The 25,418-nt window shown below is 68.6% G+C and carries 26 protein-coding genes and 1 tRNA gene; 13 read left to right on the top strand and 14 right to left on the bottom strand.

The window, feature by feature from the left end; all coding sequences use genetic code 11:
- Positions 1–22: 22 nt before the first annotated feature.
- The 4 genes from Q9R47_RS05780 to Q9R47_RS05795 are packed head-to-tail and all read right to left on the bottom strand — an operon-like array spanning position 23 to position 5,303.
- Positions 23–1,054: a DUF2169 domain-containing protein gene (locus tag Q9R47_RS05780; RefSeq protein WP_311232257.1), complete on the bottom strand. Its 1,032-nt coding sequence runs from the start codon at positions 1,052–1,054 to the stop codon at positions 23–25.
- Entirely contained in the window at positions 1,051–2,403 is a 1,353-nt protein-coding gene (locus Q9R47_RS05785; protein ID WP_311232258.1) for a hypothetical protein, read from the bottom strand. The genes Q9R47_RS05780 and Q9R47_RS05785 overlap by 4 nt, the downstream gene beginning before the upstream one ends.
- Positions 2,404–2,416: 13 nt before the next feature.
- On the bottom strand, positions 2,417–2,902 hold the full coding sequence (locus tag Q9R47_RS05790; protein WP_311232259.1) for a hypothetical protein: 486 nt from the start codon (positions 2,900–2,902) through the stop codon (positions 2,417–2,419).
- 55 nt (positions 2,903–2,957) lie between these two features.
- The gene (locus tag Q9R47_RS05795; RefSeq protein WP_311232260.1) at positions 2,958–5,303 is read right to left on the bottom strand and encodes a type VI secretion system tip protein TssI/VgrG; all 2,346 of its coding nucleotides are present in this window, start codon (positions 5,301–5,303) and stop codon (positions 2,958–2,960) included.
- Between the two features lie 215 nt (positions 5,304–5,518).
- On the opposite strand from Q9R47_RS05795, the gene Q9R47_RS05800 reads away from it, so the two are divergent.
- On the top strand, positions 5,519–7,585 hold the full coding sequence (locus tag Q9R47_RS05800; protein WP_311232261.1) for a bifunctional 2',3'-cyclic-nucleotide 2'-phosphodiesterase/3'-nucleotidase: 2,067 nt from the start codon (positions 5,519–5,521) through the stop codon (positions 7,583–7,585).
- Positions 7,586–7,664: 79 nt separating this feature from the next.
- Here Q9R47_RS05800 and Q9R47_RS05805 read toward each other — a convergent pair whose 3' ends face one another.
- Positions 7,665–8,312, bottom strand: a complete 648-nt coding sequence (locus Q9R47_RS05805; protein ID WP_311232262.1) for a PepSY domain-containing protein — start codon at positions 8,310–8,312, stop codon at positions 7,665–7,667.
- A gap of 123 nt (positions 8,313–8,435) precedes the next feature.
- On the opposite strand from Q9R47_RS05805, the gene Q9R47_RS05810 reads away from it, so the two are divergent.
- From Q9R47_RS05810 to Q9R47_RS05820, 3 genes are read left to right on the top strand one after another with little or no spacing between them, the layout of a single operon-like run.
- On the top strand, positions 8,436–9,173 hold the full coding sequence (locus Q9R47_RS05810) for a PepSY domain-containing protein (protein WP_311232263.1): 738 nt from the start codon (positions 8,436–8,438) through the stop codon (positions 9,171–9,173).
- Positions 9,173–9,847: a response regulator transcription factor gene (locus Q9R47_RS05815; RefSeq protein ID WP_311232264.1), complete on the top strand. Its 675-nt coding sequence runs from the start codon at positions 9,173–9,175 to the stop codon at positions 9,845–9,847. Before Q9R47_RS05810 ends, Q9R47_RS05815 begins: the two co-directional genes overlap by 1 nt.
- Positions 9,840–11,276 (top strand): sensor histidine kinase, encoded by a 1,437-nt coding sequence (locus Q9R47_RS05820; RefSeq protein WP_311232265.1) that lies wholly within the window; start codon positions 9,840–9,842, stop codon positions 11,274–11,276. The genes Q9R47_RS05815 and Q9R47_RS05820 overlap by 8 nt, the downstream gene beginning before the upstream one ends.
- Here the strand turns inward: Q9R47_RS05820 and Q9R47_RS05825 are convergent.
- The 5 genes from Q9R47_RS05825 to radC form a co-directional block, all read right to left on the bottom strand.
- Positions 11,273–11,938 (bottom strand): Smr/MutS family protein, encoded by a 666-nt coding sequence (locus Q9R47_RS05825; protein ID WP_311232266.1) that lies wholly within the window; start codon positions 11,936–11,938, stop codon positions 11,273–11,275. The genes Q9R47_RS05820 and Q9R47_RS05825 overlap by 4 nt on opposite strands.
- Before the next feature lie 150 nt (positions 11,939–12,088).
- Positions 12,089–12,457 (bottom strand): hypothetical protein, encoded by a 369-nt coding sequence (locus Q9R47_RS05830; protein WP_311232267.1) that lies wholly within the window; start codon positions 12,455–12,457, stop codon positions 12,089–12,091.
- Positions 12,458–12,478: 21 nt separating this feature from the next.
- A complete protein-coding gene (locus Q9R47_RS05835) occupies positions 12,479–12,721 on the bottom strand; it encodes an AraC family ligand binding domain-containing protein (RefSeq protein WP_311232268.1) in 243 nt (80 codons plus the stop codon).
- Positions 12,718–13,983 (bottom strand): esterase-like activity of phytase family protein, encoded by a 1,266-nt coding sequence (locus Q9R47_RS05840; protein ID WP_311232269.1) that lies wholly within the window; start codon positions 13,981–13,983, stop codon positions 12,718–12,720. Before Q9R47_RS05840 ends, Q9R47_RS05835 begins: the two co-directional genes overlap by 4 nt.
- The gene (gene radC / locus Q9R47_RS05845; RefSeq protein WP_311232270.1) at positions 13,980–14,696 is read right to left on the bottom strand and encodes a DNA repair protein RadC; all 717 of its coding nucleotides are present in this window, start codon (positions 14,694–14,696) and stop codon (positions 13,980–13,982) included. Before radC ends, Q9R47_RS05840 begins: the two co-directional genes overlap by 4 nt.
- Before the next feature lie 110 nt (positions 14,697–14,806).
- On the opposite strand from radC, the gene Q9R47_RS05850 reads away from it, so the two are divergent.
- From Q9R47_RS05850 to Q9R47_RS05860, 3 genes are all read left to right on the top strand, one after another.
- Positions 14,807–15,274 (top strand): FKBP-type peptidyl-prolyl cis-trans isomerase, encoded by a 468-nt coding sequence (locus Q9R47_RS05850; protein ID WP_311232271.1) that lies wholly within the window; start codon positions 14,807–14,809, stop codon positions 15,272–15,274.
- A gap of 4 nt (positions 15,275–15,278) precedes the next feature.
- Entirely contained in the window at positions 15,279–16,277 is a 999-nt protein-coding gene (gene ispH / locus Q9R47_RS05855) for a 4-hydroxy-3-methylbut-2-enyl diphosphate reductase (protein WP_311232272.1), read from the top strand.
- 121 nt (positions 16,278–16,398) lie between these two features.
- Positions 16,399–17,724: a hemolysin family protein gene (locus tag Q9R47_RS05860; protein ID WP_311232273.1), complete on the top strand. Its 1,326-nt coding sequence runs from the start codon at positions 16,399–16,401 to the stop codon at positions 17,722–17,724.
- Positions 17,725–17,772: 48 nt separating this feature from the next.
- Here Q9R47_RS05860 and Q9R47_RS05865 read toward each other — a convergent pair whose 3' ends face one another.
- Positions 17,773–18,486 (bottom strand): CBS domain-containing protein, encoded by a 714-nt coding sequence (locus Q9R47_RS05865; RefSeq protein WP_311232274.1) that lies wholly within the window; start codon positions 18,484–18,486, stop codon positions 17,773–17,775.
- Positions 18,487–18,655: 169 nt separating this feature from the next.
- Here Q9R47_RS05865 and Q9R47_RS05870 point away from each other — a divergent pair, with 169 nt between their 5' ends.
- Positions 18,656–19,597: a threonine/serine dehydratase gene (locus Q9R47_RS05870; protein ID WP_311232275.1), complete on the top strand. Its 942-nt coding sequence runs from the start codon at positions 18,656–18,658 to the stop codon at positions 19,595–19,597.
- Positions 19,598–19,621: 24 nt separating this feature from the next.
- Here the strand turns inward: Q9R47_RS05870 and Q9R47_RS05875 are convergent, their stop codons facing one another.
- Entirely contained in the window at positions 19,622–20,059 is a 438-nt protein-coding gene (locus Q9R47_RS05875; protein WP_311232276.1) for a VOC family protein, read from the bottom strand.
- Positions 20,060–20,194: 135 nt separating this feature from the next.
- Here Q9R47_RS05875 and serS point away from each other — a divergent pair, with 135 nt between their 5' ends.
- From serS to Q9R47_RS05900, 5 genes are all read left to right on the top strand, one after another.
- Positions 20,195–21,514 carry a serine--tRNA ligase gene (serS, locus tag Q9R47_RS05880; RefSeq protein WP_311232277.1) on the top strand — a complete coding sequence of 440 codons (1,320 nt, stop codon included), beginning with the start codon at positions 20,195–20,197 and terminating at the stop codon, positions 21,512–21,514.
- A gap of 95 nt (positions 21,515–21,609) precedes the next feature.
- Entirely contained in the window at positions 21,610–22,182 is a 573-nt protein-coding gene (locus Q9R47_RS05885; RefSeq protein WP_311232278.1) for a hypothetical protein, read from the top strand.
- A 108-nt stretch (positions 22,183–22,290) separates the two neighbouring features.
- Positions 22,291–22,707 carry a VOC family protein gene (locus tag Q9R47_RS05890; protein WP_311232279.1) on the top strand — a complete coding sequence of 139 codons (417 nt, stop codon included), beginning with the start codon at positions 22,291–22,293 and terminating at the stop codon, positions 22,705–22,707.
- Positions 22,708–22,798: 91 nt separating this feature from the next.
- Positions 22,799–22,888 (top strand) — tRNA-Ser (locus Q9R47_RS05895).
- A 183-nt stretch (positions 22,889–23,071) separates the two neighbouring features.
- Complete coding sequence (locus Q9R47_RS05900) at positions 23,072–24,277, top strand: phage integrase central domain-containing protein (protein WP_311232280.1); 1,206 nt, start codon at positions 23,072–23,074, stop codon at positions 24,275–24,277.
- 15 nt (positions 24,278–24,292) lie between these two features.
- Here Q9R47_RS05900 and Q9R47_RS05905 read toward each other — a convergent pair whose 3' ends face one another.
- Together Q9R47_RS05905 and Q9R47_RS05910 are read right to left on the bottom strand one after the other, a co-directional pair.
- Positions 24,293–25,057, bottom strand: coding sequence for a hypothetical protein (locus Q9R47_RS05905; RefSeq protein ID WP_311232281.1), 765 nt, complete (start codon positions 25,055–25,057; stop codon positions 24,293–24,295).
- Between the two features lie 137 nt (positions 25,058–25,194).
- The gene (locus tag Q9R47_RS05910) at positions 25,195–25,413 is read right to left on the bottom strand and encodes an AlpA family phage regulatory protein (protein ID WP_311232282.1); all 219 of its coding nucleotides are present in this window, start codon (positions 25,411–25,413) and stop codon (positions 25,195–25,197) included.
- Positions 25,414–25,418 lie beyond the last annotated feature (5 nt).

Below are 25,418 nucleotides of genomic sequence, written 5' to 3' on the forward strand. Positions count from 1 at the left end.
AAGCGTTGGACCGGAAAGGGGTTCAGGCATCGCACGCACGCAGCGTGATGTGGCCTTCAGGGGGCAGCAGGCAGCGCCAGACGATGGCACAGCGCCCTTCGTCCGGCAGCACGATGCAGGTGTCCGCTTTCAGCGGAACGACGGTTTGCGTATCCAGCAGCGCCACGGGCCTGGCGGAAGGCCACACGACCTGCGCGATGCCGTTCGCCGTGAGCCCGTGCAGGGCGATCGCCTCGCCCGGCGATGGCGCCTCCGGCCATTGCAGCCGCGGGTCCGCCTGGTTGTGGAAGAGCGGGTGGAAATCCCGCGGCGGGCGCGGGGCGCGCTCCCGCTGCCATGGCACGTCGCGGGTTCCCATATGGGCCAGGCGATGCCCGGCGTTTTCCGGCCAGGGGCCGAACCCCGCGGGCAGCGGGTTGCCGGTGATGTCGGTGACCGGGTGGTCCGGGTGCTCCACCCAGGGCAGTGCGATGCGGTTCAGCGCTTCACCGGCATGGCCCGCCGGGCCGCCCATGCCCTGGGGGTTGTGGGGCGTTGCGGATGCCGGCGTGTCTCCGCCGAAGGAAAGGCAGGGATGGACCGGCACGCGGTGCACGGCGCTCACGAAGTCTCCCGCGACACCGCCACCGCCCGACAGCAGGGTCCGGCGCCAGAACCGGGGAGCGCACAGCGTGAGCGCGGCCACCTGCCGGTGGCGCGCGACCGCGGCAATGAACCGGTATTCGGCCTTGCCGGTCCGCGGATACCCGTAACCGCTGACGATGAAGTCGAATCGCGGCTTGGGCGGAACGACGTCGGAAGGAATCCACTCGATCTCCTCCTCCAGCCGCGGGCCGAGAGCGGCGCGCTGCGCTGTATCCAGCACCAGGTCCGCCATCCTGACCATCAGGGGCGCATCGCGGAAGCCGAGGCAGCCCGGCTCGGCAGACAGCGTGTCCGGCCGGCCCAGATCCCAGACACCTTTCACGATCAGCAGGCGCACCACGTGCCCGTCGGCATCCGCGTGGGGGCGCACCGCCGCGGCAAAGGGTGTCAGGTTCAGCACCTGGCTCATGCCGCAGGCTCCGCACTCCGCGTTTCCGCGATCCAGGACGACAGGCCGATGACCTGGACCTGGTGCCGGCTGGGCGCATGGGCCGACAACCCGGCACCGACGGCCTTCTTCGACTGCACCGATTGCTCGATGTACAGCGCCTGCCGCATCAGCGTCGTGAGCTGGAGCACGGCCGATCCCAATGCGGCGCCGCCGTCTTCCTGCCGGCGGAGTGCGCGGCCGAAGCGCAGGCGGCGGCTCTGCCCGGGGTCGGTCTCCGCCAGCATCGCCTCGGGCGTCCACTCGGCGTGCCTCGCCTGGTTCGTGACGCCGACGTGTGCGTTGCGCAGGGCCTGCAGCACGGCAAGGCGCAAGGCCTGCTCGCGGATCTCCGCTGGCGCTGTCTTGTCCCGCACTTCGGCAGGCACTTCGCCCAGGAACGTCCACAGGGCGTCCAGTTGCGCGGGAGTGGGTTCCGATCCCCGTTGGAGAACGCTGCGTCCCAGATGGACCAGCCCCTCGGGAAACCCTGCCAATGCCAGCACGCGCCAGCGCGTTCCATCGTCCAGGGTGGCGTCTTCCAGGGCCCGTTGGTGGGCCTGCACGGGGTCGCTGAGTGTGGCGAGGCACCATGCCAGCCGCTGCAGCGCAGGGTGCTGCATGCGGGTGCATTGCAGGTACCCCGACGTCGGGATGAGGTCCAGCCGGCCGCTGGTGGCCACCAGGCGCAGGGCGTGCAGCAGCGCGTCTGCATCCCCGGTACCGCGCCGGTGGATGCGCGCCGGCAAGTCCGAGGGAGGATGGTTCAGGCGGCACAGCGCCAACTCGCAGGCGCGCAGCAGGGGACCATCGGGCAACTCCGTCGCCAGCGCGGCGATGCGCGGAACATTGGCGGCGATGCCGCACCGGCCTGCCAGCTCCACCCCCAGGGTTTGGATGGATTCGGCGTTCGACGTCAGCAGCGCCGCGGTGCGGGCGATGCGCGCAACATCCCCTTGCCGGGACTGCGGAAAGAACCACCATGCATCCCTGAAGGCCGTGCGATGGTGCTCACCGTACCGGCTGAACCAACGTACCGCCATGTCGTCTGCCCGCGCGTGGCCATGCATCTCCATACCGCAGGCCACGGCGACGTGGACGAGCGCATCGAGTGCCGGGCCGGGCGTGCAGGCCGACAACTCCTTGTCCAGGGCTTCCAGGGTGTGCTGTCCGAATACCGAGAGCGCCCGCAGGTTGCGGTCGATCTTGCGGTCCACGGTCTGCAGTGCCAGGAGGCGGAAATCCATCGTTCCGGTGATGTGCAGCCGGCGGCGGCGGGCACGTACGGTTTCCTCCAGAAGCTCTGCGATGAGCTGATCACGGCTGGGCATGGGGGCGTCGCGTTCAGTTCAGATCGATGGATGCGCCCTCGATCCGATACGGGCCGATGGAGGATTGGGTGATGGCCTGGGCCTCCAGCACGACGCTTCCCTGCGCGTTGAAGCGGAGCACGGAGTCGCCGCAGCGGATCTCCACCGACCCGAGCGCCGTCAGGTCCAGGCGCCGGGCGTGGATGCGGAGGGTGCCGGTCGCGGGATCGAAGCCCACGCCCGCTGCCTCGATGCCGCCGTCTCGACCGGGGGACGCGGCTGCGGCGTCTCGCAGAGGGTAGGCGGCCAGGACCAGCGCCGGCGCTTCGGCATCCTGCATGACGGCCACCCGCTGTCCGGGGACGGGCCAGGGCAGATGCGTCGCGATCTCCGCAGGGATGGCCTGGCCATCGATCTCGACGATCGCTGCGCCGCCCGAGTCGATGCGGAGGATTTTCCCGACGCACATGGGCCCTTGGACGGGCGACGCAACGGGGGTGTTTCGTTGTGGAATGGCCATGGTGGATGCAATCTGAAGCGAAGCGGCACGAGCAGCCGCCGAAGCGGAGCCGGTGTCAGTCGTTGTCCCGGACCTGCGGGCTGACGGAGAGGATCTTGTTCTCGCCGACGAAGGTGATGTCTTTGCCGTTGAGCGTGATGGTTCCGTCCGCTTTGAGCACGAGGCTGCTGCTGCCGACGGTGATCGATACGCTCTGTGCATCCATGGTGATGCTGGAGCCACCGCCCCCCGAGCCCGAGGAGCCCTTGGACGACGCGACGATGTTCTTGGGGCCTCCTGCCGCCGCCGCGCCACCGCCGCCTCCACCCACGCTGAGCGTGTATTTCGTTCCGACCGTGGTGGACTGGTCGCTGCCGACCGTCGTGGTCTGCGTGCTTCCGACGACGGTGGCCATCATGGCCCCCACATTGAGGTTGTAGGCCACTCCCACGTTCTCCATCCGCCCCACGCCCACGTTCTGCATGTAGGCGATGCCGACGGTCTCGGTCTTCATCTTGCCGACCTTGACCGACCAATTGCTGCCGATCTTGTCCTTCTCATTGCGGCCGATGCGCTTCGTGCGGTTCTTGCCAATGGACACCGTCTCGTCGATGCCCACGTCTTCCCGGCGGTTGTCGCCAATGGAGATCGTCTCGTCGTGATCGACCCGCTCCTTGCGGTTGGAGTGGATCGTGATGGTCTCGTCGCCATCGACTTCTTCGGTGCGCCAGCCGTGCACCGTGATCTTCTCGTTCCGGTCGACGGTCTCCGTACGGTCCCGGTGGATGACGTTCGTCTCGTCCCGGTCGATCGTCTTGCGGCGATCCTGACCTACCCAATGGTCCTCATCGTTCTCCACTTCGACGAGCTGGTCCTTCTGCGCATGCAGCCACAGCTGCTCTGCGCCCTTCTTGTCTTCGAAGCGGATCGCGTTGGCGTCGCCCGCACCGTTCTTCATCCCGTCGCCGGCCGCGCCGCCCTTGCTCGAGTTGGTTTTGATGCCGGATTGCGTGGCGTTGCCCGGCAGGCCCCAGGGCGGCATGTTGGCGGCGTTGTAGACGCAGCCCAGGATGATCGGGTAGTCCGGGTCCCCGTTCAGGAAATCCACGATAACTTCCATCCCGATGCGCGGCGTGAACACGGCACCGAAGCCGGGGCCGGCCCAGCTGGTCGAGACGCGCACCCAGCAGCTGGAGTTCTCGTTCATCGCGCCGATGCGGTCCCAGTGGAACTGCACTTTCACGCGGCCGTACTGGTCGGTCCAGATCTCCTCGCCGGGCGGGCCCACCACCACGGCGGTCTGTGGGCCGGTGGTGCGCGGGCGCGGGGTGGTCACCTGCGGGCGGTAGGGCACGGAGGTGGGATGCACTTCCATGCGGAACTTCTGCACCGAGCCGGCCTGCGTCTGCCCGACGCCGCCCGTGCCCTGCGTGGCCTGCACGTTCTCTTCCAGGTGGTAGCGCACGCGGGTGACGAGGTACTGCCGGTTCTGGTCCGCGCGCGGATAGTTCTCCAGCACGATGGTGTAGCCCGGCGCGATGGTGCGCTTGTTCAGTTCGGCATGCGCCCGTTCTCGGCCGGCCAGGCCTTCTTCCATGTGCAGCCGGGTGTAGGTCTCGCCGTCGGTGAATTCGGTGTAGCCGCCCGGCCATTCGTAGCGCTCGTAGGCATCGTGCGCATGGCCCGGGGGCGACTGGCGCATCTCCGACAGGTCGGCGCGCGGCTTGGTGAAATCGTAGTCGTCCAGGTAGGCGCGGCCGGACGCGACGTCCTGGCCCATGCGCCAGGCGTGGATGTGTTCGCGGTCGGCGATCGCCGACTTGCCCGGCGGGTGGAAGGGAATCGCGTGGCCCCCGGGCAGCGGCGCGTGCGAGCCGACCACGTCGTCGGCGAAGACCACCGTGTGGCTGCCGCTGGCGTGCTCCACGAACCAGTAGATGCCCTCGGATTCGCAGAGCCGGGCGACGAACTGGTAGTCGCTCTCGTGGTACTGCACCGTATAGGGCCGTGTGCGGTAGCCGCGCGTGAGGCGCTGCACGAAGGGCCGGCCGTAGCGCGAGAGCACCTGCGTGACGATGGCCGGCACGTCCATTTCCTGGAAGATGCGGAAATCCGTGCGGCGCGTGGCGAGCCACAGCCAGGGCTGCAGCGTGAGCCGGTAGGCGAACTGGGCGGACGTGTCCTGCCCGCGCATGCCGAAGCCGGTCACGATGCCGTCGAGATACCGGCGGCCCAGGCCCTCGGTTTCGACGACGACGGTGGCGCCGAGCCCCAGCAGGGCCTTGGGGTCGATGCCCTTGTCCTTGGAGAGCAGGTCGATCTCCAGGGCGTAGAGCGCCGAGAGCGCCTCCTCCCCCTGCAGCTGGCGGAACTGCAGGGCCTCTCCCAAAGGCGTTTGAATGGTTACGCGACGGTTCGTCATGCGGTCAACTGTTTCCAGCCGTGTTTTTGTTGGCGCGGATTATGGGGCGGGCGGCGCACGGATGAGCTGCGGTTTTTCGGTCAATTGCATCCAAATGTTCTGCAGTTCACGCCAATAGGCGGATGTAGCAGGCTGTTCATGCCTATCGTGCATGGAGTCATGGCGATGTCACACGGGCCCCCAACACTGGCGGCTTTCGTAACTCGAGCTCCCACATGTCTGCGCATTTCTTCTCCACCGCTCCCTGCCGGCCCCGCCTGCCCGTGATCGCCCTGTGCGCCATCCCCTCGCTGTTCCTGGCCGCCTGCGGCGGCGGCAGTGGCGACGGCGGCTTCTCCAGCAACCAGCCGGCCACCGCCACGCTGGCCGTGCTGGAAACCACCGACCTGCACTTCAACGTGCGCAGCTACGACTACTTCAAGCTCGCCGAAGACAAGTCCTACGGCTTCGAGCGCACGGCCACGCTGGTGCGCCAGGCCCGCAAGGAATTCCCGAACACGCTGCTGGTGGACAACGGCGACACCATCCAGGGCACGGCCCTGGCGGACTACGAAGCCGTCGTGAAGACGATCCCCTGCAACCAGCAGCTCTCGATGTACAAGGCGATGGGCGCGCTGGGCTTCGACGTGGGCACGCTGGGCAACCACGAGTTCAACTACGGCCTGCCGTTCCTGAACCAGGTGCTCGGCGGCGGCATGCAGGTCGACGGCGTGGATGCCGGCGTGAAGTGCGCCGGTGCGGGCTACCCGACGGTGCTCGCCAACGTGTACAGCAGCAAGACCCGCCAGCCACTGATCCAGCCCTACACGCTGATCCAGAAGACCGTGGTGGCCACCGGCACCGACGGCAAGGAAGTGAAGCTGCCGATCAGGATCGGCGTGATCGGCTTCACCACGCCCGGCATCATGAACTGGGACAAGCGCTACCTGGAAGGCAAGGTCTACACGGAAGGCGCCGTCGAGGCCGCCACCAGGTACGTGCCGGAGCTGCGCGCCAAGGGGGCCGACGTGGTCGTGGCGCTGCTGCACGGCGGCCTGGACGCCAGCCCGTACTCGGCCACGATGGAGAATCCGGGCCTGTACCTCTCGAAGGTGTCGGGCATCGACGCGATGGTGATGGGCCACCAGCACAGCGTGTTCCCCGACACCGCCGCCACGCCGGCCTACACCCAGGCGGGCGTGGACAACAAGGCCGGCACCATCAACGGCGTGCCGGCCGTGATGGCCAGCTCGTGGGGCAAGGCGCTGGGTGTCATCAGCCTCCAAATGAAGTGGGACGGCAAGGCCTGGTCCGTGGACAAGGGCGCATCGAAGAGCGAGCTGCGCAATATCCAGACCGGCAAGGATGCCGCGGGCAAGGCCGTGTTCGTGGATGCCGACAGCAGCATCGCGCCGCTGATCGAGACACAGCACCAGGCCACCATCGGCTACGTGAAGACGCCGATCGGCAACACGGATTTCCGCATGAGCACGCTGTTCGCCGACGTCGGTGATCCGGGCGCGATCCAGATCGTGAACCAGGCGCAGCAGGCCTACGTGTCGGCCTACATCCAGGCCAACCTGCCGCAGTACAAGGGCCTGCCGGTGCTGTCGGTGAGCGCGCCCTTCAAGTCCGGCTTCCAGGGCGGCGCCGACTACACCGACGTGGCCGTGGGCCCGCTCGCGATCTTCAACGCGGCCGACCTGTACCTCTACCCGAACACCGTCTATGCGGTGAAGGTGAACGGTGCGGACATCAAGAACTGGCTGGAGGCCGCGGCCAAGCGCTTCAACCAGATCGACCCGGCCAAGACGTCCGAGCAGGCGCTGATCAGCACCTTCCCGGGCTACAACTTCGACATGTTCACCACGGCCGACGTGCAGTACGAGATCGACGTCACCCAGGCCGTCGGCAGCCGCATCAGGAACCTGGCCTACAAGGGCCAGGCGATCGACCCGGCGCAGGAATTCGTGATCGCCACGAACAACTACCGCGCCACCAGCGGCAAGAGCTTCATCGACAAGCTGGATGGCTCGGGCACGATCTGGGCGTCGCCCGACGCGAACCGCGACGTGGTGATCGACTACATCCGCAAGAACCCGTCGGTGACCCGCACGGCCAACGGCAGCGCCAAGAGCTGGCGCTTCACGAAGGTGAAGACCGCCGGCCCGGTGGTGTTCACCTCCGGCGCCAACGGCCTGCCCGTGGCGCAGGCGGCCGGCCTGTCGAACATCTCCGTGCTGGCCGCGGACGACGGCTCGGGCAAGGGCACGTCGAAGTACGCGGTCGACCTGTCGAAGTAGCAAAGAGGGCGGCAGGCATCCTGCTGGCAGCGCCGGCGGCCTTTTCGGGTCGCCGGCGCTGTTGTGCTTGGAAAAAGCGTCAGTCGTCCAGCTTCTCGCGCAGCACCTTGCCCGTGGTCGGTTCCACGCGCAGTTCCACCGGCAGGTTGGCGGCATTGGTGGCCTCGGCCTCCCAGAAGCCGTCGTCGTAGTCGACATCGCGGATGCGGGTGTAGCCCGCCACCTGCAGCGCCTGGCGCACCTGGTCCGCGCTCAGGATCGGCAGGCCGTTGACCGTGCCGCCGGTGCGCCCCACCTGGCTCAGCACTTCGAGCGTCGTGGGGTGCAGCACGAACTCCACCTTCTCGCCCTGGTAGGCCGACGTGCGGGCCTTGGCTTCCCAGAAACCGTCGTCCAGTTCCACGTCGTAGACGACGGCGAAGCCGGCGGCGCGCAGCTTTTGCGTCACCTGCTCGACGCCGGGCAGCCCGCCGCCGATGTCGTTCTTGCGCACGGCGGTGAAGCTGCCGTCGGCGTCCTTCACCAGCACGGTGGCACGGGCCCCGTCGTTGGACACGGCCTGGGCCGTCCAGTAGCCGTATTGCTTCTGCAGATCGTGCGGCGCCACGTACTGGTTGCGGGCCATCACCTCGACGGCTTCGGAGGCGGTCAGGGCCCAGGCCAGGGAGGGCAGGGCGGTGGCGGCTGCGGCGGAGAGAGCGAGCGTCACGAGGGTCTTCTTCTTCACGGTGCGTCCTTTCGGTGTCGGGTTGGTTCGGTAGGAGATGGCGGCAGTGTGGGCCGCGGTTCCTAAATCCACCGTGAAGCGCCCGTTCATGGAGCGTTTAACGCGCGCCGCAATAATCGCGCGATGACACCACCGACCCGGGGCGCCTTCCTGCGGGCCGCGGCCCTCGCCGCGGCGGCGCTCGCGTGCGCGCAGGTGCCCGCCGCCGAGCAGGATGCCGCGCGGCGCGGCGTGCTCGCCGGACAGCTCAAGCCCCTCAACAGCATCATCGCGGACATCGGCCGCAAATACGGGGGGCGCGTCATCGAGGTGGAGACCAAGAGGGGGCGCAAGGGCGAACTCCGCTACGAGATCAAGGTCATCGATGCGCGCGGCGAGAAGCATGAGGTGCTGGTGGACGCGGCCTCCGGCGCGGTCGTCGCGCAGGAGCGCGAGTGGCCCACGCAGCCGGTGCCGCCGGCGCAGATGGCCCGCTACATCCGGCAGCTGGAGCAGAAGTACGGCGCGCGCGTGGTGAACGCCGAATTCGAGCGCGACGGCCAGGGCAAGGCGGTGTACGAGGTCAAGCTCTCGGAGCGGCCCGCGGGCGAGATGAAGCTGCTGCTCGACGTGCGCACCGGCGAAGTGCTGCATCCGCCCGAGTCTGCCGCTCCGCAGGCCCCGCCGAAATCCATGGCCGCCCTGCTCGAGTCGCTGCCGCCGAAATTCTCCGGGCTGGTGCTGGAGGTGGAACTCGAGACCGACCACCGGCGGCGCCCCTACTACAGTGTCGAGCTGCTGCAGCCCAATGGCTTCAAGCTGGAACTCGAAGTGGATGCCGCCACGCTGGAAGTGACGCGGCAGAAAGTGGACGACGACTGATGCGCGTACTGGTGGTGGAAGACGATGCGGCGCTGGCGCGGCAGCTGCGCGAAGCGCTGGAGGCCGCGGGTTTCGCGGTGGATGTGGAGCACGACGGCGAATCCGCGTCGTTCGCCGGCAGCGTGGAGGCCTACAGCGCCGCGGTGCTGGATCTGGGCCTGCCGCGCAAGGATGGCCTGAGCGTGCTGCACGACTGGCGCGAGGCTGGCCGGGGCTGGCCCGTGCTGGTGCTCACGGCGCGCAACCGCTGGAGCGACAAGCTCGCCGGCTTCAACGCGGGCGCCGATGATTACCTGACCAAGCCGTTCCTGGTGGACGAGGTGGTGCTGCGGCTGCGCGCCATGCTGCGCCGCACGGCCGGCTCGGCCACCGCGACGCTGCGTTCGGGCCCGCTGGCGTACGACGTGGTGCAGGGCCGTTTCGCGCTCCACGGGCAGGCGCTGCAGCTCACCGCGCAGGAGCACAAGATCCTGGCGTACTTCATCCACCATCCGGGCAAGCTGCTCACGCGCACCGACATCGCCGAGCACGTCTACGCCCGCGATCTCGACCCGGACTCCAACACGCTGGACGTGCTGATCGGCCGCATCCGCCGCAAGCTCGGCGGCGCGCCGCAGCTGGTGACGGAACGCGGCCAGGGGTTCCGGCTCGTGGCGGCCGATGCGGATGGCTGAGGCACAAGAAACAACATCCGCCTGGGCGCTGAAGGTGGCCCAGTGGCCCATGGCGACGCGCATCGCGCTGCTGGTGCTTATCCCGATGCTGCTGCTGGTGTCCACCGGCGGGCTGTGGCTGCGCGGCCAGATGCACCGCAGCCTGCTGGACAGCTTCGAGCAGTCGCTGCGCGACAAGGCCCAGCGCGTGGGAGCCCGGCTGCAGCGCGATGCGCAGGGCGTGCTTCGCGAGGCCGCGGGCGGTGCGGACGAATTCAGCGCGATCTACGCCGGCTGGTACTGGCGTGCCGAGGTGGGCCGCGAGGTGCTGCGCTCGCGCTCGCTCTGGGACATGGACCGCCTGCCCACGGACGACCGCCCCGTGCCCGGATCGGCCGTGCTCCACCCGGCCACGGGCCCGCAGCAGGAACCGCTGCTGGCGTTCACCGTGCCCGTCGCGCTCGGCCCGTCCGCCGCCCCGGTGGCACTCACGGTGTACGGCCCGGCCGCCCAGCTGCAGAGCAGCGTGCGGCAGATCGACCGCAACCTGCTGCTGGCCGGGTGGGTGCTGCTGGCGCTGGCGGGCGTGCTGGCGTGGCTGCAGGTGCGCGTGGGGCTCGCGCCGCTGCGCCGTCTGGAAGCGCTGCTGGCGGCGCTTCGCGACCCACAGGGTGCCGGAGGCGACGTGGCACGGCACCTGGCCGCGCCCACGGGCAAGGACCTGCAGCCGCTGCAGAACGAGCTGTCGGGCCTGCTGGCCCACAACGCGCACGTGGTGGCCCGCGCACGTGCCCATGCGGTGGATCTGAACCATGCGCTCAAGAAACCCCTGGCGCTGCTGAGCGCCCAGGCGAGTGCGCAGCCCCACGTGCCGAGCGGCGAGGTACGGCAGCAGGTGGAGGCGATGGCGCAGCTGGTGGACCGCTACCAGGCCCGCACCCTGAGCGATGCGCTGCACGCCCACCCGGGTGCCGGCGGGCAGGCGGTGGATGTGCGCGAGTGCGCGGCGCAGATCCTGCACATGATGCGGCGCCTGCATGCCGCGCAGGAACTGGACTGGGAACTGGCCGACCGCGCACCGGGCGCCCTGCTGTGGCGCGGCGAGCGGGCCGACCTGGAGGAAGTGCTGGGCAACCTGCTGGACAACGCCGGCAAGTGGGCCGCCTCCCGCGTGCGGTTGACGCTGTCGCTGTCTTCGGAGGGGGCCCATGCCGGGCAGCCCTGCCTCGGCCTGGACGTGGAAGACGACGGCCCGGGCATGACGCCGGAGCAATTGCAGGCGGCGGGACAGCGCGGCGTGCGTTTCGACGAGTCGGTGCAGGGCAGCGGGCTGGGTCTGGCGATCGCGAGCCAGATCGCGCAGGCCTATGGCGGGCAACTGCAGTTGTACAAGAGCAGCGCGTTCCGCGGCCTGGGCGTGCGGCTGGCGATGCGGGGGCTGGCGCTCTAGCCCTGTGCGAAGCGGCGCCGGCCCGGCTGCAGCAGCACCACCAGCGCCCCCGCGCCGCCCTCGGCCGGGCGGGCCTGCACGAAGGCGAGCACCTCTTTCTTCTGCACCAGCCAGCGCTGCACGCGGGACTTGAGCACCGGCGTCTTGCCGGGAGAGCCCAGGCCCTTGCCGTGCACGACACGCACGCAGCGCAGGCCCGTGCGGTGCGCGAGGCGGATGAACTCGCCCAGGGCCTCGCGCGCCTCGTCGGTGCGCAGGCCGTGCAGGTCGAGCTGGCGCTGGATGCTCCAGTGCCCCGCGCGCAGGCGGCGCGTCACGTCGGTGCCGATGCCGGTGCGTCGGAAGCTGAGCTGGTCGTCCACGTCCAGCAGCGTGCCCACGTCGAATTCGTCGCTCAGCGATTCGCGCAGCACGCGCTCTTCGTCGAGCTCGCGCTGCACGGGCTGCGGCTCGGGCGGCTCGGGCACGTGCCAGCGGCGCTCGTGCATGCCGCGCAGTGCCTGCACCGGGCCCACGGCATCCTGGAACAGCATGCGTTCGGCCCGGGCACGGCGCGCGGCCTCCTGCCGCTCGCGCTGGCGCTGCGCTTCGCGCTCGGCGGCCTCGGCCAGCGCCTTGCGAAGCGGTTGCAGGTCCTGGAGGGAGCGGGCTTTCACGGTCATGGAATGGCGGTTGTATCCGATCCGCGCCGCAGGCCGCCGCGGAGGGGAAAGTAACCGGGGTGTCCGTGCGGGCGCGGGACCTGCTCGCGCGGCACGCTGGCCACCGGCGCCTGCCTGCTTCCCGGTGGAAAGAGGCGCGACGGGCGTGCGCTACACCCGGATGTCATTGGCCGCGGTGCGCTCCCCGCCGCTGCCGCCCGTGTTGAGCACGCCGCGCGGCTCCACCAGCATCAGCCAGACCTCGCCCTGCCGCGTTCCACGGGGCACCACGAACATCGCCCGCGCCCACGTGCACGGCCCGGTCCGGTCGATGCGCAGCTCGCCCTTCATGACGATGAAGGCCTCGTCCGTATCGGCGTGCCTTCGCAGGAGCAGGTACCGGTAGGGACTGGTGCCGTACAGCGCCCGGAAGTCGAGCGACAGGCGCCAGCGGTCCTGCCCGCTGGCCCGTTCGAGGTCCGCCGGCGTGACGGGGGGCGGACGCGTGCAGGGGGTCGTGCAGGAAGTGGCGGGCCGCACTGCCCGCCACTGCGCAAAAGGTTACGGCCAGGAACGGCAGGGCCGGCCGCCGAGCATGGACTGCAGGGTCTGGCCCGGCAGGCTGTGCCGATGCTCTCCCCGGTAGCGGAAGCTCCGCACGCCCGCCAGCGTGCTTCCCACCGCACAGGTGTCGTGCCGGTGCGGCGCATAGCCGTGGCCATGGAAATACGCCTCGATGCACGGCAGGCGCTCGCTCCCGCCGGCCTGCCGGACCCCGTCGCGGTGTCCGGGCGCCACGCTCATGGCGCTTCCGGTTCCAGGTATTCCGCGGCGATGAACTGCGTGGCCTGGGCGGGGTTGAAGTTGTCGTCGCTCGCGAAGACGATCACGCGCCGGCCGCCCGGCAGGGGCGGGCCCCAGGCCATCGCTTCGAGGTTGTCCGCCTCCGGCAGGCCCGGGCCCGGAAAGCTGCCGACCAGTGTCTTGAGGGCGGGGGTGTGGTTGTCGGGCGTGAGCCGGTCGAGCGCGAGCGTGTCGCTCGCGGCCCGCGTGTCGATGCGGTAGAGGCGCGAGAGGAAGCCCGCACCGGCGCTGTAGGCGCGTTCGAGCACCAGCAGGTGATCGGGGCCGTCCGCGAGGATTTCGCTCACGCCGTTGAGGCGCGGGCCCCAGGGAATGCGCCGCGCGCGGGGCACGGCGTCCGGCACGTAGGCGACCTGGCGCACGGCCCGCCCGCTCGAAAGATCGAGCGCCGTGATGCGCAGCGGCCCGCCGGGCGAGTGCGCTGTCGGCATCGGGCCGTCCTGGCGCCATGCAGCCTCCATCGCGAGCCAGGCCGTGCGGCCGTCGGGAGAGAGGGCCAGGCCTTCGAGCGTCGCATTGGCGCGCGGGCCGCTGTCGCCGCCGGGCCGCGGCTGGAAGGCCGGGGGCAGTGCGTACTCCCGCGCCGCCGCGCCGTCCGCATGGCTCTCCCGCAGCGCGGGGCCGTAGCCGCGCGCGAAGTCGCCTTCGCTGGTCCAGAGCAGCGATGCCCCACCGGGCAGCCAGCGCACGGCCTCGGGGTCGGGCACCTCGCCCGCGTCCGGGCCTTCGCGGTGCGCCTGCAGCCGCGACGGGAACGGCCGGCCGTCCGGCTGCCGCAGCGTGAACAGGCCCGTGAGGCGGGGCGGCGCGAGCGCATCGTCGCCGTAGCGCAGTTGCGCGGTGTAGAAGCGCGCGGGCTGCAGCGCGGAACGGTCGTCGCTCAGCAGCACCCACCGGTCCTGCAGCGGGTCGTAGTCGATGCCCGAGATGCCCCCCACCGTGCTGCCGAGGAACTCCAGGCCGTGCGGGAGGGTGGCGATGCCGATCAGCCGCAGCCCCGGGCCCGCCGGGCGGGTGCGCTGGGCTGCCTGCGCGGCGACCTGGCCGGGCGGGGCGGCAGCGACGGCTGTGCCGGGCCCCGTCGGCCGCACCGGCTGCGGCGCGCAGGCCGCGAGCAGCCCGACGATCCCGGCCGCCAGCAGGGTGGCCGGCCACCGGACCCAGGGCCGGCCGGCAGGCCGGCAGGCGGCGGGACGGATCATCGGAGCAGCCCCTCCTCCGCCATGGAAAGGGACGCGCCCGGCGCCACGATGATGTGGTCGAGCACGCGGACGTCGACGAGGCGCAGGGCCTCGGTGAGCGCGCGCGTGAGGTCCTGGTCCGCCCGGCTCGGCTGCACCTGGCCGCTGGGATGGTTGTGCACCAGCACCACCGAAGCCGCCTGGTGGTGGAGCGCGCGCACCACGATCTCGCGCGGGTAGACGCTGGCCTGCGACAGTGTGCCGCGGAACATCTCGTCCATGGCGATCAGCCCGTTCTGGCTGTCGAGGAACAGCACCGAGAACACCTCGTGGGGCTTGCCTCCGAGGTGCAGCTGCAGGTAGTCGCGCACCGCGCGGGGCGAGTGGAACAGGTCCCGTTTGGGCAGCGCCTGGGCCAGCACGCGGCGTGCGAGTTCCAGCACCGCGACCAGCGCCGTGCGCTTGGCCGGACCCAGGCCCTTGATGCGCTTGAGTGCGTCGGCATCGGCCTGCAGCAGGCCGCCGATGCCGCCGAATCCGCCCTGCAGGGTGCCGGTGGCGGGATCGGGGAGCGCGGGAGACAGCAGCTCCTGGGCCATCTGCATCACGCCCTTGCCCACGATGCCCGTGCGCAGGAGGATGGCCAGGAGTTCGGTATCCGACAGGGCGGACGGGCCGCGCGCGAGCAGGCGTTCCCGCGGGCGGGCATCGATGGGCAGAGTCTTGAGAGCCATAGGGTTGCAAAGAAGGAAGGACAATCAGGCACACACCCAGACCGTGGAATCGCGGTCAGGACACTGTGTTTTTATACACCATCTGCAGGCCGAGCGGCCCTTTTTCGTCCATGACTTCCAACGCTTCTTCCTCCGTGGCCACCGTGCAGCCCGGGTCCTTCCTGACGCTGCACTACCGCCTCGCAGGCCCTTCGGGCGACGTCATCAATACGTTCGGCGACAAGCCCGCCACGCTGTCGCTGGGCGCCGGGGAACTGTCCCCCGCGATGGAGCAGCGCCTGATCGGCCTGCCGGAGGGCACGCGCACCACGTTCGAGCTGCCGGCCGGCGAAGCCTTCGGCGAACGCAACTCCGAGATGCAGCAGTGGGTGGCGCGCCGCCTGCTCGCCGAACTCGGCGATCCCGACGAGCAGTACACCCTCGGCGACGTGGTGCAGTTTCCCACGCCGGACGGCACGGGCAGCTACGCCGGCGTGGTGCTGGAGGTGCGGGACGACGGCGCGGTGCGCTTCGACTTCAACCATCCGCTCGCGGGCCAGCCCGTCACCTTCGAAGTGCAGCTCATCGGAGTGCTCTGACGCCATGGCCATCCAACCCCAGGAAATCGTTCTGGCCGAGCCGCGCGGCTTCTGCGCCGGTGTGGACCGTGCCATCGAGATCGTGGAGCGCGCGCTGCAGAAGTTCGGCGCCCCGATCTACGTGCGCCACGAGATCGTGCACAACACCTACGTGGTGAACGACCTCAAATCCAAGGGTGCGATCTTCATCGAGGACCTGGCCGACGTGCCGCCCGGCGCCACGCTGGTGTTCAGCGCGCACGGCGTGAGCAAGGCGGTGCAGGCCGAGGCCGAGGCGCGCGGCTTCAGCATCTTCGACGCCACCTGCCCGCTCGTCACCAAAGTGCACGTGGAAGTGGCCAAGCTCGCGCGCGAGGGCTACGAGTTCATCATGATCGGCCACAAGGGGCATCCTGAGGTCGAGGGCACGATGGGGCAGCTGGACCACGGCATCCATCTCGTGGAGGATGTGCAGGACGTGTCCCGGGTGCAGCCGGCGCAGACCGAAAAGCTCGCCGTGGTCACGCAGACCACGCTGTCGGTGGACGACGCGGCCGAAATCACGGCCGCCGTGCGCGCGCGCTTTCCGCAGGTGCGCGAGCCCAAGCAGCAGGACATCTGCTATGCGACGCAGAACCGCCAGGACGCCGTGAAAGTGCTTTCGGCGCAGGTGGAACTCGTCATCGTGGTCGGCAGCCCGACCAGCTCCAACAGCAACCGCCTGCGCGAGCTGGCGGTGCGGCTGGGCACGCCGTCGCACATGGTGGACAGCGCCGACGAGCTCCTGCCCGAATGGTTCGAGGGCGTGACCCGCGTGGGCCTGACGGCGGGGGCGTCGGCGCCGGAAGTGCTGGTGCGGCAGGTGATCGACCGCATCCGGGCGCTGGGCGCCGTGGCGGTGCGCCGGATGGAAGGCATCGAGGAGACCGTGAAGTTCCCGCTGCCCAAGGGCCTGAAGATCGACGCGGCCACCGGGCTGGAGATCTCGCAGCGCGTGCCGGAAACCGGGGCAGGGCGAGGCTAGCCGGCTTTCCTGCGCTGCCGTGCCAAATCCCTACGCTGCCGGGCATTGAATCCCCCATCGGCGGTAGGACTTCTTACAATTTGCGTCCCGACCACTCCGAGGGAGCCACCACTCCCTGTCTATGGAAATAGCAATACTTTTCGCCCTCATCCTTCTGAATGGCCTTTTCGCCATGTCCGAGCTGGCGCTGGTTTCAGCGCGCAAGACCCGGTTGCAGAAGCTCATCGATGAGGGCGATTCCGGCGCGATCGCCGCCATGAAGCTCGGCGAAGACCCAACGCGCTTCCTCTCCACCATCCAGATCGGCATCACCTCGATCGGCGTGCTGAACGGCATCGTCGGCGAGGCTGCCCTGGCCGCGCCGCTGGGAGAGTGGCTGCTCTCGGTGGGCGTGCCCGAGAAAACCGCCGGCTATGCTGCGACGGGCCTCGTGGTGGTGGTGATCACTTACTTCTCGATCGTCGTCGGCGAACTGGTGCCCAAGCGCCTGGGCCAGAGCTACCCTGAGACGCTGGCGCGGCTCGTCGCGCGGCCCATCAACTGGCTGGCGCTCGCGACCAAGCCGTTCGTGAAGCTGCTGTCGGTTTCCACGCAGGCGCTGCTGCGGTTGCTGGGCGTGAAGGAGAACACCGCGAGCGCGGTGACCGAGGCCGAGATCCATGCCGTGCTGGCCGAAGGCACGAGCGCGGGCGTGATCGAATCCCACGAGCACCAGATGGTGCGCAACGTGTTCCGCCTGGACGACCGCCAGATCGGCTCGCTGATGGTGCCCCGCGCCGACGTGGTGGTGCTCGACGTGGAGGACAGCTTCGAGGAGAACCTGCGGCTCGTCGAGTCGTCGGACCACGGCCGCTTCCCGGTGGTGCGCGGCGGCATGGAGAACGTGCTGGGCGTGCTCAATGCCCGCCAGTGGCTGTCGCGCTCGCTGCGCGAGGACGTGCGCGACCTGTCGGCCCAGCCGCTGCAGTCGGCGCTCTACGTGCCCGAGACCATCACGGGCATGGAGCTGCTCGACAACTTCCGCCAGTCCGATCTGCAGATGGCCTTCGTGATCGACGAGTACGGCGAAGTGCAGGGCATCGTCACGCTGCGCGACCTGATCGAGGCGATCACCGGCGAATTCCATGCGCGCGATCCGGCCACCTCCTGGGCCGTGCAGCGCGAGGACGGCAGCTGGCTGCTCGACGGCCACATCCCGGTGCCCGAACTGAAGGACCGGCTCGACCTCGACGCCGTGCCCGAGGAGGAGCGCGGCCGCTACCACACGCTGAGCGGCATGGTGATGCTGCTGACCGGCAAGCTGCCCAAGGTGACCGACACCGTGCAGTGGGAAGGCTGGCAGTTCGAGGTGGTCGACATGGACGGCAAGACCATCGACAAGGTGCTCGCGAGCCCGCTGCCGCGCGTGCAGATCGCCGAGTCGCAGGGCGCCGCCCTGGCCGAATGACCTGCTGACCCGGGGGGGGCGCTCCGCCCCGCCCGCGGGCCCGGCGCCTCAGCTCCAGAGGTCCAGCGGCGGATCGGCCGCCACCGCGCGCAGGATGTCCGTGCGCGAGATGAATCCGGCGAGCGTTCCGTACTCGTCCGTCACCGGCAGGCCGGGCATGCCCGTGTCCAGCAGCACGCGCGCCACGCGGCGCAGCTCGGTGTCGGGCGCGACCGTGGGCACCGGGCTCACCATCACCTCCGACACCGGCCGCCGCGCCAGCTCGATCGCGGCCTTGACGCTGCCCGGCTCGGGCAGCAGGTCGAGCGGCGCCATGTCGGCGCGCAGCAGCAGCCCGACCACATGGCCCTGCGCATCCACCACCGGCGCCTGTGCCACGTGGTATTCCGCCAGCGTCTGCCAGGCGTCGTTCACGCGCACGTCGGGCGGCACCGAGAGCGATCCGGTCGTCATCACGTCGCTCACGCGCGTGAGCGGCTGGCGTGCCTGCTGCGGCCCCTGCTCGGTCTGCGCGTAGGCGCTCACGGCCACCTGCGCGAGCACGTTCACGGGCGCCGCCGGCGCGGCGTGCGGTGCGGCCGGCTGCGGTCGCGCCTGTGCCTGCTGGGCCCATGCCTGGGCCATCGGCGGCTCGTCCCCCACGTCGGGCCCACGGGTGCGCAGGGCCTGCGGCCGCTGCACGCGGCGCACGGGCGACACCTGGGCCAGCTGCTCCGGGCCGCCGCGGTACATCTGCCCCATGGGGCCGAACACGAAGAACATGCGCCATCTCCTGCGAAAAGGCCGCGGTGCGCGGCCCCTGGCCATGTTATCGGCATGTGCCGCGCGGGCTGCAGCCGGACGGGGCAGCCGCGGCCTGCATACACTGTCAGGTTTCGCCCCGACGACGCGGGGCGCCGTAACCACCGACTTCTCGCTGCTGCCCTTGTCCATGATCGACCGTTCCGCCATCTCCTCCGCCCGGCTGCGCCTGGCCGCGCGCCCCGACTTCCTGCGTACCACGCCGCTCATGCGCCTTTCGGGCCGCTCGCTCGGCATCGAGTGCGCCGAGGTGTGGCTCAAGCTGGAGCACCTGCAGGTGGGCGGCAGCTTCAAGGCGCGCGGCATGCTGAACCGCCTGCTCGCCAACACCATTCCCGAGAGCGGCGTGATCGTCGCCTCCGGCGGCAATGCCGGCATCGCCACCGCCGCCGCCGCGCGCTCGCTCGGCATCCGCTGCGAGGTCTACGTGCCCGAGGTGTCGCCCGAAGCGAAGCGGGCCCGCCTGCGTTCGCTCGATGCCACGGTGGTCGTCGGCGGCGCGACCTATGCCGAGGCGCTGCAGGCCTGCCTCGCGCGCCAGCAGGAGACGGGCGCACTGCTCACCCACGCCTACGATCAGCCCGAAGTGGCGGCGGGTGCCGGCACGCTGGCGCTGGAAATGGAGGAGCAGGCCCGGCGGCTGCCCGACAGCGTGCTCGTGAGCGTGGGCGGCGGCGGCCTGATCGCCGGCATCGCCGCCTGGTGCGAGGGGCGCGCCCGCGTCATCGCGCTGGAGCCCGAAGGCGCGCCCACGCTGCATGCCGCGCGCGCGGCCGGCCAGCCGGTGGACGTGACGGTGGGCGGCATCGCCGCCGACTCGCTGGGCGCGCGGCGCATCGGCGACATCGCCTGGCAGGTCTCGCAGCGCCACGTGCATGACACCCTGCTGCTGACCGATGAATCCATCCGTTCGGCCCAGCAATGGCTGTGGCGCGAACTCAAGCTCGCCGTCGAGCCTGCCGCCGCCCTGGGCATCGCCGCGCTGCAGAGCGGCGTGTACCGGCCCCGCCCCGACGAGACCGTGGGGCTCATCCTCTGCGGTGCCAACTGCGATCCGGCCGCCGTCGCCTGAGCGCCGCAGCCGCCGGGCGGGGGATCAGGCGCTGCCGGGCGACGCATGGCCGCCCTCGCAATTGATCATCCAGCCCACGCCGAAGCGGTCCACCAGCGTGCCGAAGTGCGCGCCCCAGAACGTGACGGTGAAGGGCATGGTCACCGTGCCGCCCTCGGACAGGCTGCGGAAGATGCGCTCGCCGTGTTCCGCGTCCGACGGACAGTGGATGGATAGCGCGAACCCGCCGTGTCCGCCCGAGGCCTGGCCGGGCATGCGGTCGCAGGCCATCAGCCGGTGCCCGCCGGGGGCCTCCAGCGTGGCGTGCATGATCTTGGCGTGCCACTGGGCGGGCAACTGCTCTTCCAGCGGCGAGCCGGCGTAGCGCTGCATCGCCAGCACCTCGCCCCCCAGGCTGTGCGCGTAGAACGCGAGCGCTTCCTCGCAGCAGCCATCGAAGAAAAGATACGGTTCCATCTGCATGGCGGGCCTCCCTGTCGTGTGATGGCCCTATCTTAGGAATTCGGCGCGCGGTGCGCACCCGTGTTCGGCCCGATACGTGACGGGCGCGTACGTGGCATGCCGGCGCGAGGGAAGGGCGCCGTAAAATCGCCGGCTATGCTCGACATCCTCCTCCTCCGCAAAGACCTCGATTCCGCCATCGCGCGGCTGGAAACCCGCAAGAAGCCCCAGGCCTTCCTTCCGGTCGACACCTTCCAGGCGCTGGAGTCCGAGCGCAAGACGCTGCAGACGCGCACCGAGGAGCTGCAGTCGCGCCGCAACCAGCTCTCCAAGCAGATCGGCCAGTTGAAGGCCAAGGGCGAGAACGCCGATGCGGTGATGGCCGAGGTCGGCAGCCTCAAGGCCGAGCTGGAGACCTCCGCCACGCGCCTGGAGCAGCTCCAGGCCGAGCTGCACGCGCTGCTAGTGGCCGTGCCGAACCTGCCGCACGAGAGCGTGCCTGTCGGCGGCGACGAATCCGGCAACGTGGAAGTGCGCCGCTGGAGCCCGGATGGCCAGGATCCGGCGCCGCTCGGCTTCACCGCGAAGGACCACGTGGACCTGGGCGAACCCCTGGGCCTCGACTTCGACATGGGCGTCAAGCTCTCGGGCGCGCGCTTCACCGTGATGAAGGGCCCGATCGCCCGCCTGCACCGCGCGCTCGCGCAGTTCATGCTGGACGTGCAGACGCGCGAGCACGGCTATACCGAGTGCTACGTGCCCTACCTGGTGAACGCCGATTCGCTGCGCGGCACGGGCCAGCTGCCGAAGTTCGAAGGCGACCTGTTCGCTGCGAAGAAGGGCGGCCAGGACGGCGAGCCGGTGCCCGACAACGCCGCGCTCTACCTGATCCCCACCAGCGAAGTGCCGCTCACCAACTTCGTGCGCGACCAGGTCGTGGCCGAAGCCGAGCTGCCCATCCGCCTCACGGCCCACACCCCGTGCTTCCGCTCCGAGGCCGGCAGCTACGGCCGCGACACGCGCGGCATGATCCGCCAGCACCAGTTCGACAAGGTCGAGATGGTGCAGATCACCCATCCGGACCGCAGCTACGAGGCCCTGGAGGAGATGACCGGCCACGCCGAGGCCGTGCTGCAGAAGCTCGGCCTGCCGTACCGCGTGATGTCGCTCTGCACGGGCGACATGGGCTTCGGTGCCGCCAAGACCTACGACCTGGAAGTGTGGCTGCCCGCGCAGAACACCTACCGCGAGATCAGCTCCGTGAGCAACTGCGAAGCCTTCCAGGCCCGCCGCCTGCAGGCGCGCTTCAAGAACGCGCAGGGCAAGAACGAACTCGTGCACACGCTCAACGGTTCCGGCCTCGCCGTGGGCCGCACGCTGGTCGCGGTGGTCGAGAACTACCAGCAGGCCGACGGCAGCGTGGTGGTGCCCGAGGTGCTGCGCCCCTACCTGGGCGGCGACGCCGTCCTGGCCTGAGCCGCGCCACTCCGCTCGCGACCGCGACCGCCACGCGATTCCCGCCGGCACGATTCCCTGACCGGCCCCGCCTTCCGGCCCCGACAGCACCCGACATGGATCTCCCCAAAAAGCTCAACGTCGGCTGCGGCCGCAGGATCGTCGAAGGCTGGGTGAACCTCGACTGGCAGGCCACGCCGGGCGTGGACATCGTCGCCGACCTCAACGAGTGCGCGCGCACGCCGCTGCCGCTCGCCGACGACAGCATCGGGGAATTCCTGCTCTCGCACGTGATGGAGCACATCCCCAACGTGCTGCCGATGATGCAGGAGCTGCACCGCGTGGCCCGCGACGGCGCGCGCATGGAGATCCGCGTGCCGCACGGCGCGAGCGACGACGCCTTCGAGGATCCGACCCACGTGCGCCCGCTGTTCCCCGGCTCGTTCGGCTATTTCTCGCAGCCGTATTACTGGCGCGCGGACTACGGCTACCGCGGCGACTGGGTCACCGAGCGCGTCGAACTCACGCTCGGCCAGCGCTACCGCGGCCTGACCGTGGAGCAGGCCTGGGAATGCGTCTACAGCCAGCGCAACGTGGTGGACGAGATGGTCGCCCACCTGCGCGCCGTGAAGCCCGCGCGCGCGCCGCTGCGCGAACTGCAGACCGTGCCGCAGCTGGTGCTGGTCTGACGCCTGGGCAGCAGGTTTTTTCGGCCTTCGGGTGAGGGCGGCCGATGGTCTAATGCGATGCCGATGTCGATCCCGATCCCGGCTCCTCTACCCGGCGATCCCCCCACCATGCGCAGCATCTTCCATCTGGCCTACAACGTCCGCGACCTGACCGAAGCCCGGCGCTTCTATGGACAGGTGCTCGGCTGCTCCGAAGGGCGCAGCACCGCCACCTGGGTCGATTTCGACTTCTTCGGCCATCAGCTATCCCTGCACCTGGGCGAACCCTTCGCCACCGCGCGCACCGGACGCGTGGGCGATGTCCTGGTTCCGATGCCCCACCTGGGCCTGGTTCTGGCGCTGCCGGACTGGCAGGCCATGGCGGACCGCCTCCAGGCCGCTGGCACGGAATTCGTGCTGGAGCCGCAGGTTCGCTTCGAAGGCCAGCCTGGCGAGCAATGGACGATGTTCTTCATGGACCCCTTCGGCAACCCCATCGAAATGAAGGGGTTCCGCAGCCTGGACGATTTGTACAAGACCGCCTGAGTCGATCCGGTGTTGTGGAGATGTCTGGAACTGCATGCGTTTGGCGCGGTGCTTGCAGATTTTCTGCTACAATCGCAGGCTTCGACACACAGGAGAGGTGGCAGAGTGGTCGAATGTACCTGACTCGAAATCAGGCGTAGTGGCAACACTACCGTGGGTTCGAATCCCACCCTCTCCGCCAGAACAGAAAAAGCATCCCGCAAGGGGTGCTTTTTTTTCGCCTGTACGGCTCCGTTGACTCATAAAAATCAACGTGTTACGCTGCGTATTCTGTTGTTATATACAGTATTAGTGCAGCGGCGGTTCAGCCGCTCCTCATCCCCAATTCAACTTTTTATGGCCTACAGCATGGCCCACAGATTCAATGCCTAAGCGCATTCTGGAGATGACGGCCTTGGAGGTGTCGCGGCTCAAGGTAGAGGGATCGCACGCTGTTGGGGGAGCGACCGGGCTCTATCTCCGGATCGAGGGAGGGTCGCGCACCTGGGTGCTGCGCTACGTATTCATGCGCGGCCGGCGCCGCATGGGACTAGGGAGCTATCCAGGCGTATCGCTCTCCACCGCGCGTGACGATGCCCGGGCAGCTCTCCGGCTACGGGACGCGGGTAAAGATCCTCTGGCGGTGAGGCAAGCAGAGCGCGATGCAGCCCGGCGAGCTGCGGCCGAACGTGTAGCGTTCGACGTGGCGGCCGAGGCGTTCATCCGCGAGCACGAAACCACATGGCGTAGCCTGAAACACGCCCAGCAGTGGCGCAACACGCTCGCTACCTACGCGTCGCCGCACTTCGGCACTGTGCCCGTGTCGGAAATCGACCAGCCGCGAGTGCTGCGCGCCCTCACTCCTATCTGGAAAAAGAAGACGGAGACGGCGGCCCGGCTGCGAGGCCGGATCGAACAGATTCTGGACTGGGCGACCGCTCACGGCTACCGCACCGGGCCGAACCCTGCGCGATGGCGCGGGCAGCTGGAGCACATCTTGGCCGATCCTTCGAAGGTGGCCCCCGTGAAGCACCACCCGGCCGTGGACGTTGCGGACCTACCGGCCGTGTACATGCAGATTTCCGCGATCGACGGGCAGAGCGCGCGAGCGCTGTGCTTCTTGGTGCTGACCGCTGCGCGGTCGGGGGAAGTGCGGGGCGCAACCTGGTCGGAAGTGGATCTGGACAGCGCTTTGTGGATCGTGCCGGCGGAACGGATGAAGGGGAAGAAGGACCACCGCGTGCCGCTTTCGCGGCAGGCCGTGGCGTTGCTTAAGGCACAGCCGCGGCTGCCCGATGTGGACTATGTGTTTCCCTCCAACAGGCGCGGACCGCTGTCGGACATGGCATTGACTCAGCTCATGCGTCGGCACGACTTCGAGGCCGTGCCGCACGGCTTTCGGAGTACGTTCAGAGATTGGGCGGGTGAGATGACCGGGCACCCCCGTGACGCTATCGAACTGTGTCTGGCACACGCGATCGATACGAAGACGGAAGCCGCGTACCGGCGCGGCGACATGCTCGAAAAGCGCACCGTCATCATGCAAGAGTGGGCCGATTACGCATGCCCGCTATCCCCTACGCGCGCATAAAGTTTTGACTCAGTTTCAACGGTCTGCGAACTGATCCGCTGGCCCACTGGTTTGCGATGGCGTCGCCTCTTGGATCGCATGCAACAACCGTTGAAGTTTGGCTGATTGGCTAGTGAATGTGACGGTTTCTTTCTGTATGACCGTGAACGCTCTTTCAAAGCAGTCAAACGCGTAGTCTTTTTCAAGACCGGCGCTTTCTTGAAAGGCTGCCCTCAGTACACCGGCAGCATGCGCAAATGATTTATAAGTTTCATAAAGCGAGAGCAGATAAGACGCGCTTATCTTTTTAGGATCGCCATTTTCCAAAAGTTCATCCAGAAGGTTTAGGCCTGCAACAAGTCTTGACGCTGTTGTGTTGAACCTGTGGTACATGAAAATTGCCACCTCCGACATTTTCGCCAAATCACTCTGTTTAACCTCGAACTTACGCAGCTCACCTGCCAGCGCGACTAAGAATGGCTTTAGAAACACGCGAATTCCTTCCGTGTCTTCTGTCTTTAAATCGGCGACAGCGGACCCGATAACAACAGCCGCAGCATGCGGCGTATTCACCCTTGAGTCGGAAAAACCGTGCTTCTTGACAGCGCTTGCAATCAATTGCGAAGCGAAGTGATGGAATGCCACCGTATTTGTCAAGAGTAAGAAATTTACCTTGGCTATCCTCTTCCGCTCTTCTTCATCTTCCTTCCTTTTCGCTCGAAGTCGGACGATGTAGCTCAAAAAGGCCGAGATTAGAGCGCCGAATAGGCCCGCAAGCATCGCGGTCGGGAGATCTTTCATGCGGTCCTCAATGCAGTGTTTCTCGCTATTCTCCAGCTTTCTTGATCGGGAGTACGGCTGCAACGCGCTGCTGCGGTCTTTCGAAGGAAATCCGCGGGGTTGGCGCCGTCAATGCGCGAGAGTGGACTAGCAACGCGTCAAGGTCGCGCCTCGTCCTCCTGACCGGGCGCAAGGTTGGTCCAGGCCTTCGGCTGGGCCTGCAGCCATTCCAGCACTTCGGCAACCAGCCACCGAATTTTCGTGGGGCCGATCTTGCGAGGGTGGGGGAACGCGCGCTTGTCGATGAGCGCGCGCAGCGTGTTTTCTACGATGTCCAGCTCTTCCAGGAGCTGTTCTTTCGAAAGCGTGATGCGCATGGTGG

The sequence above is a fragment of the Acidovorax sp. PRC11 genome, from assembly GCF_031844105.1.
In the GTDB taxonomy this organism is placed as follows: domain Bacteria; phylum Pseudomonadota; class Gammaproteobacteria; order Burkholderiales; family Burkholderiaceae_C; genus Paracidovorax.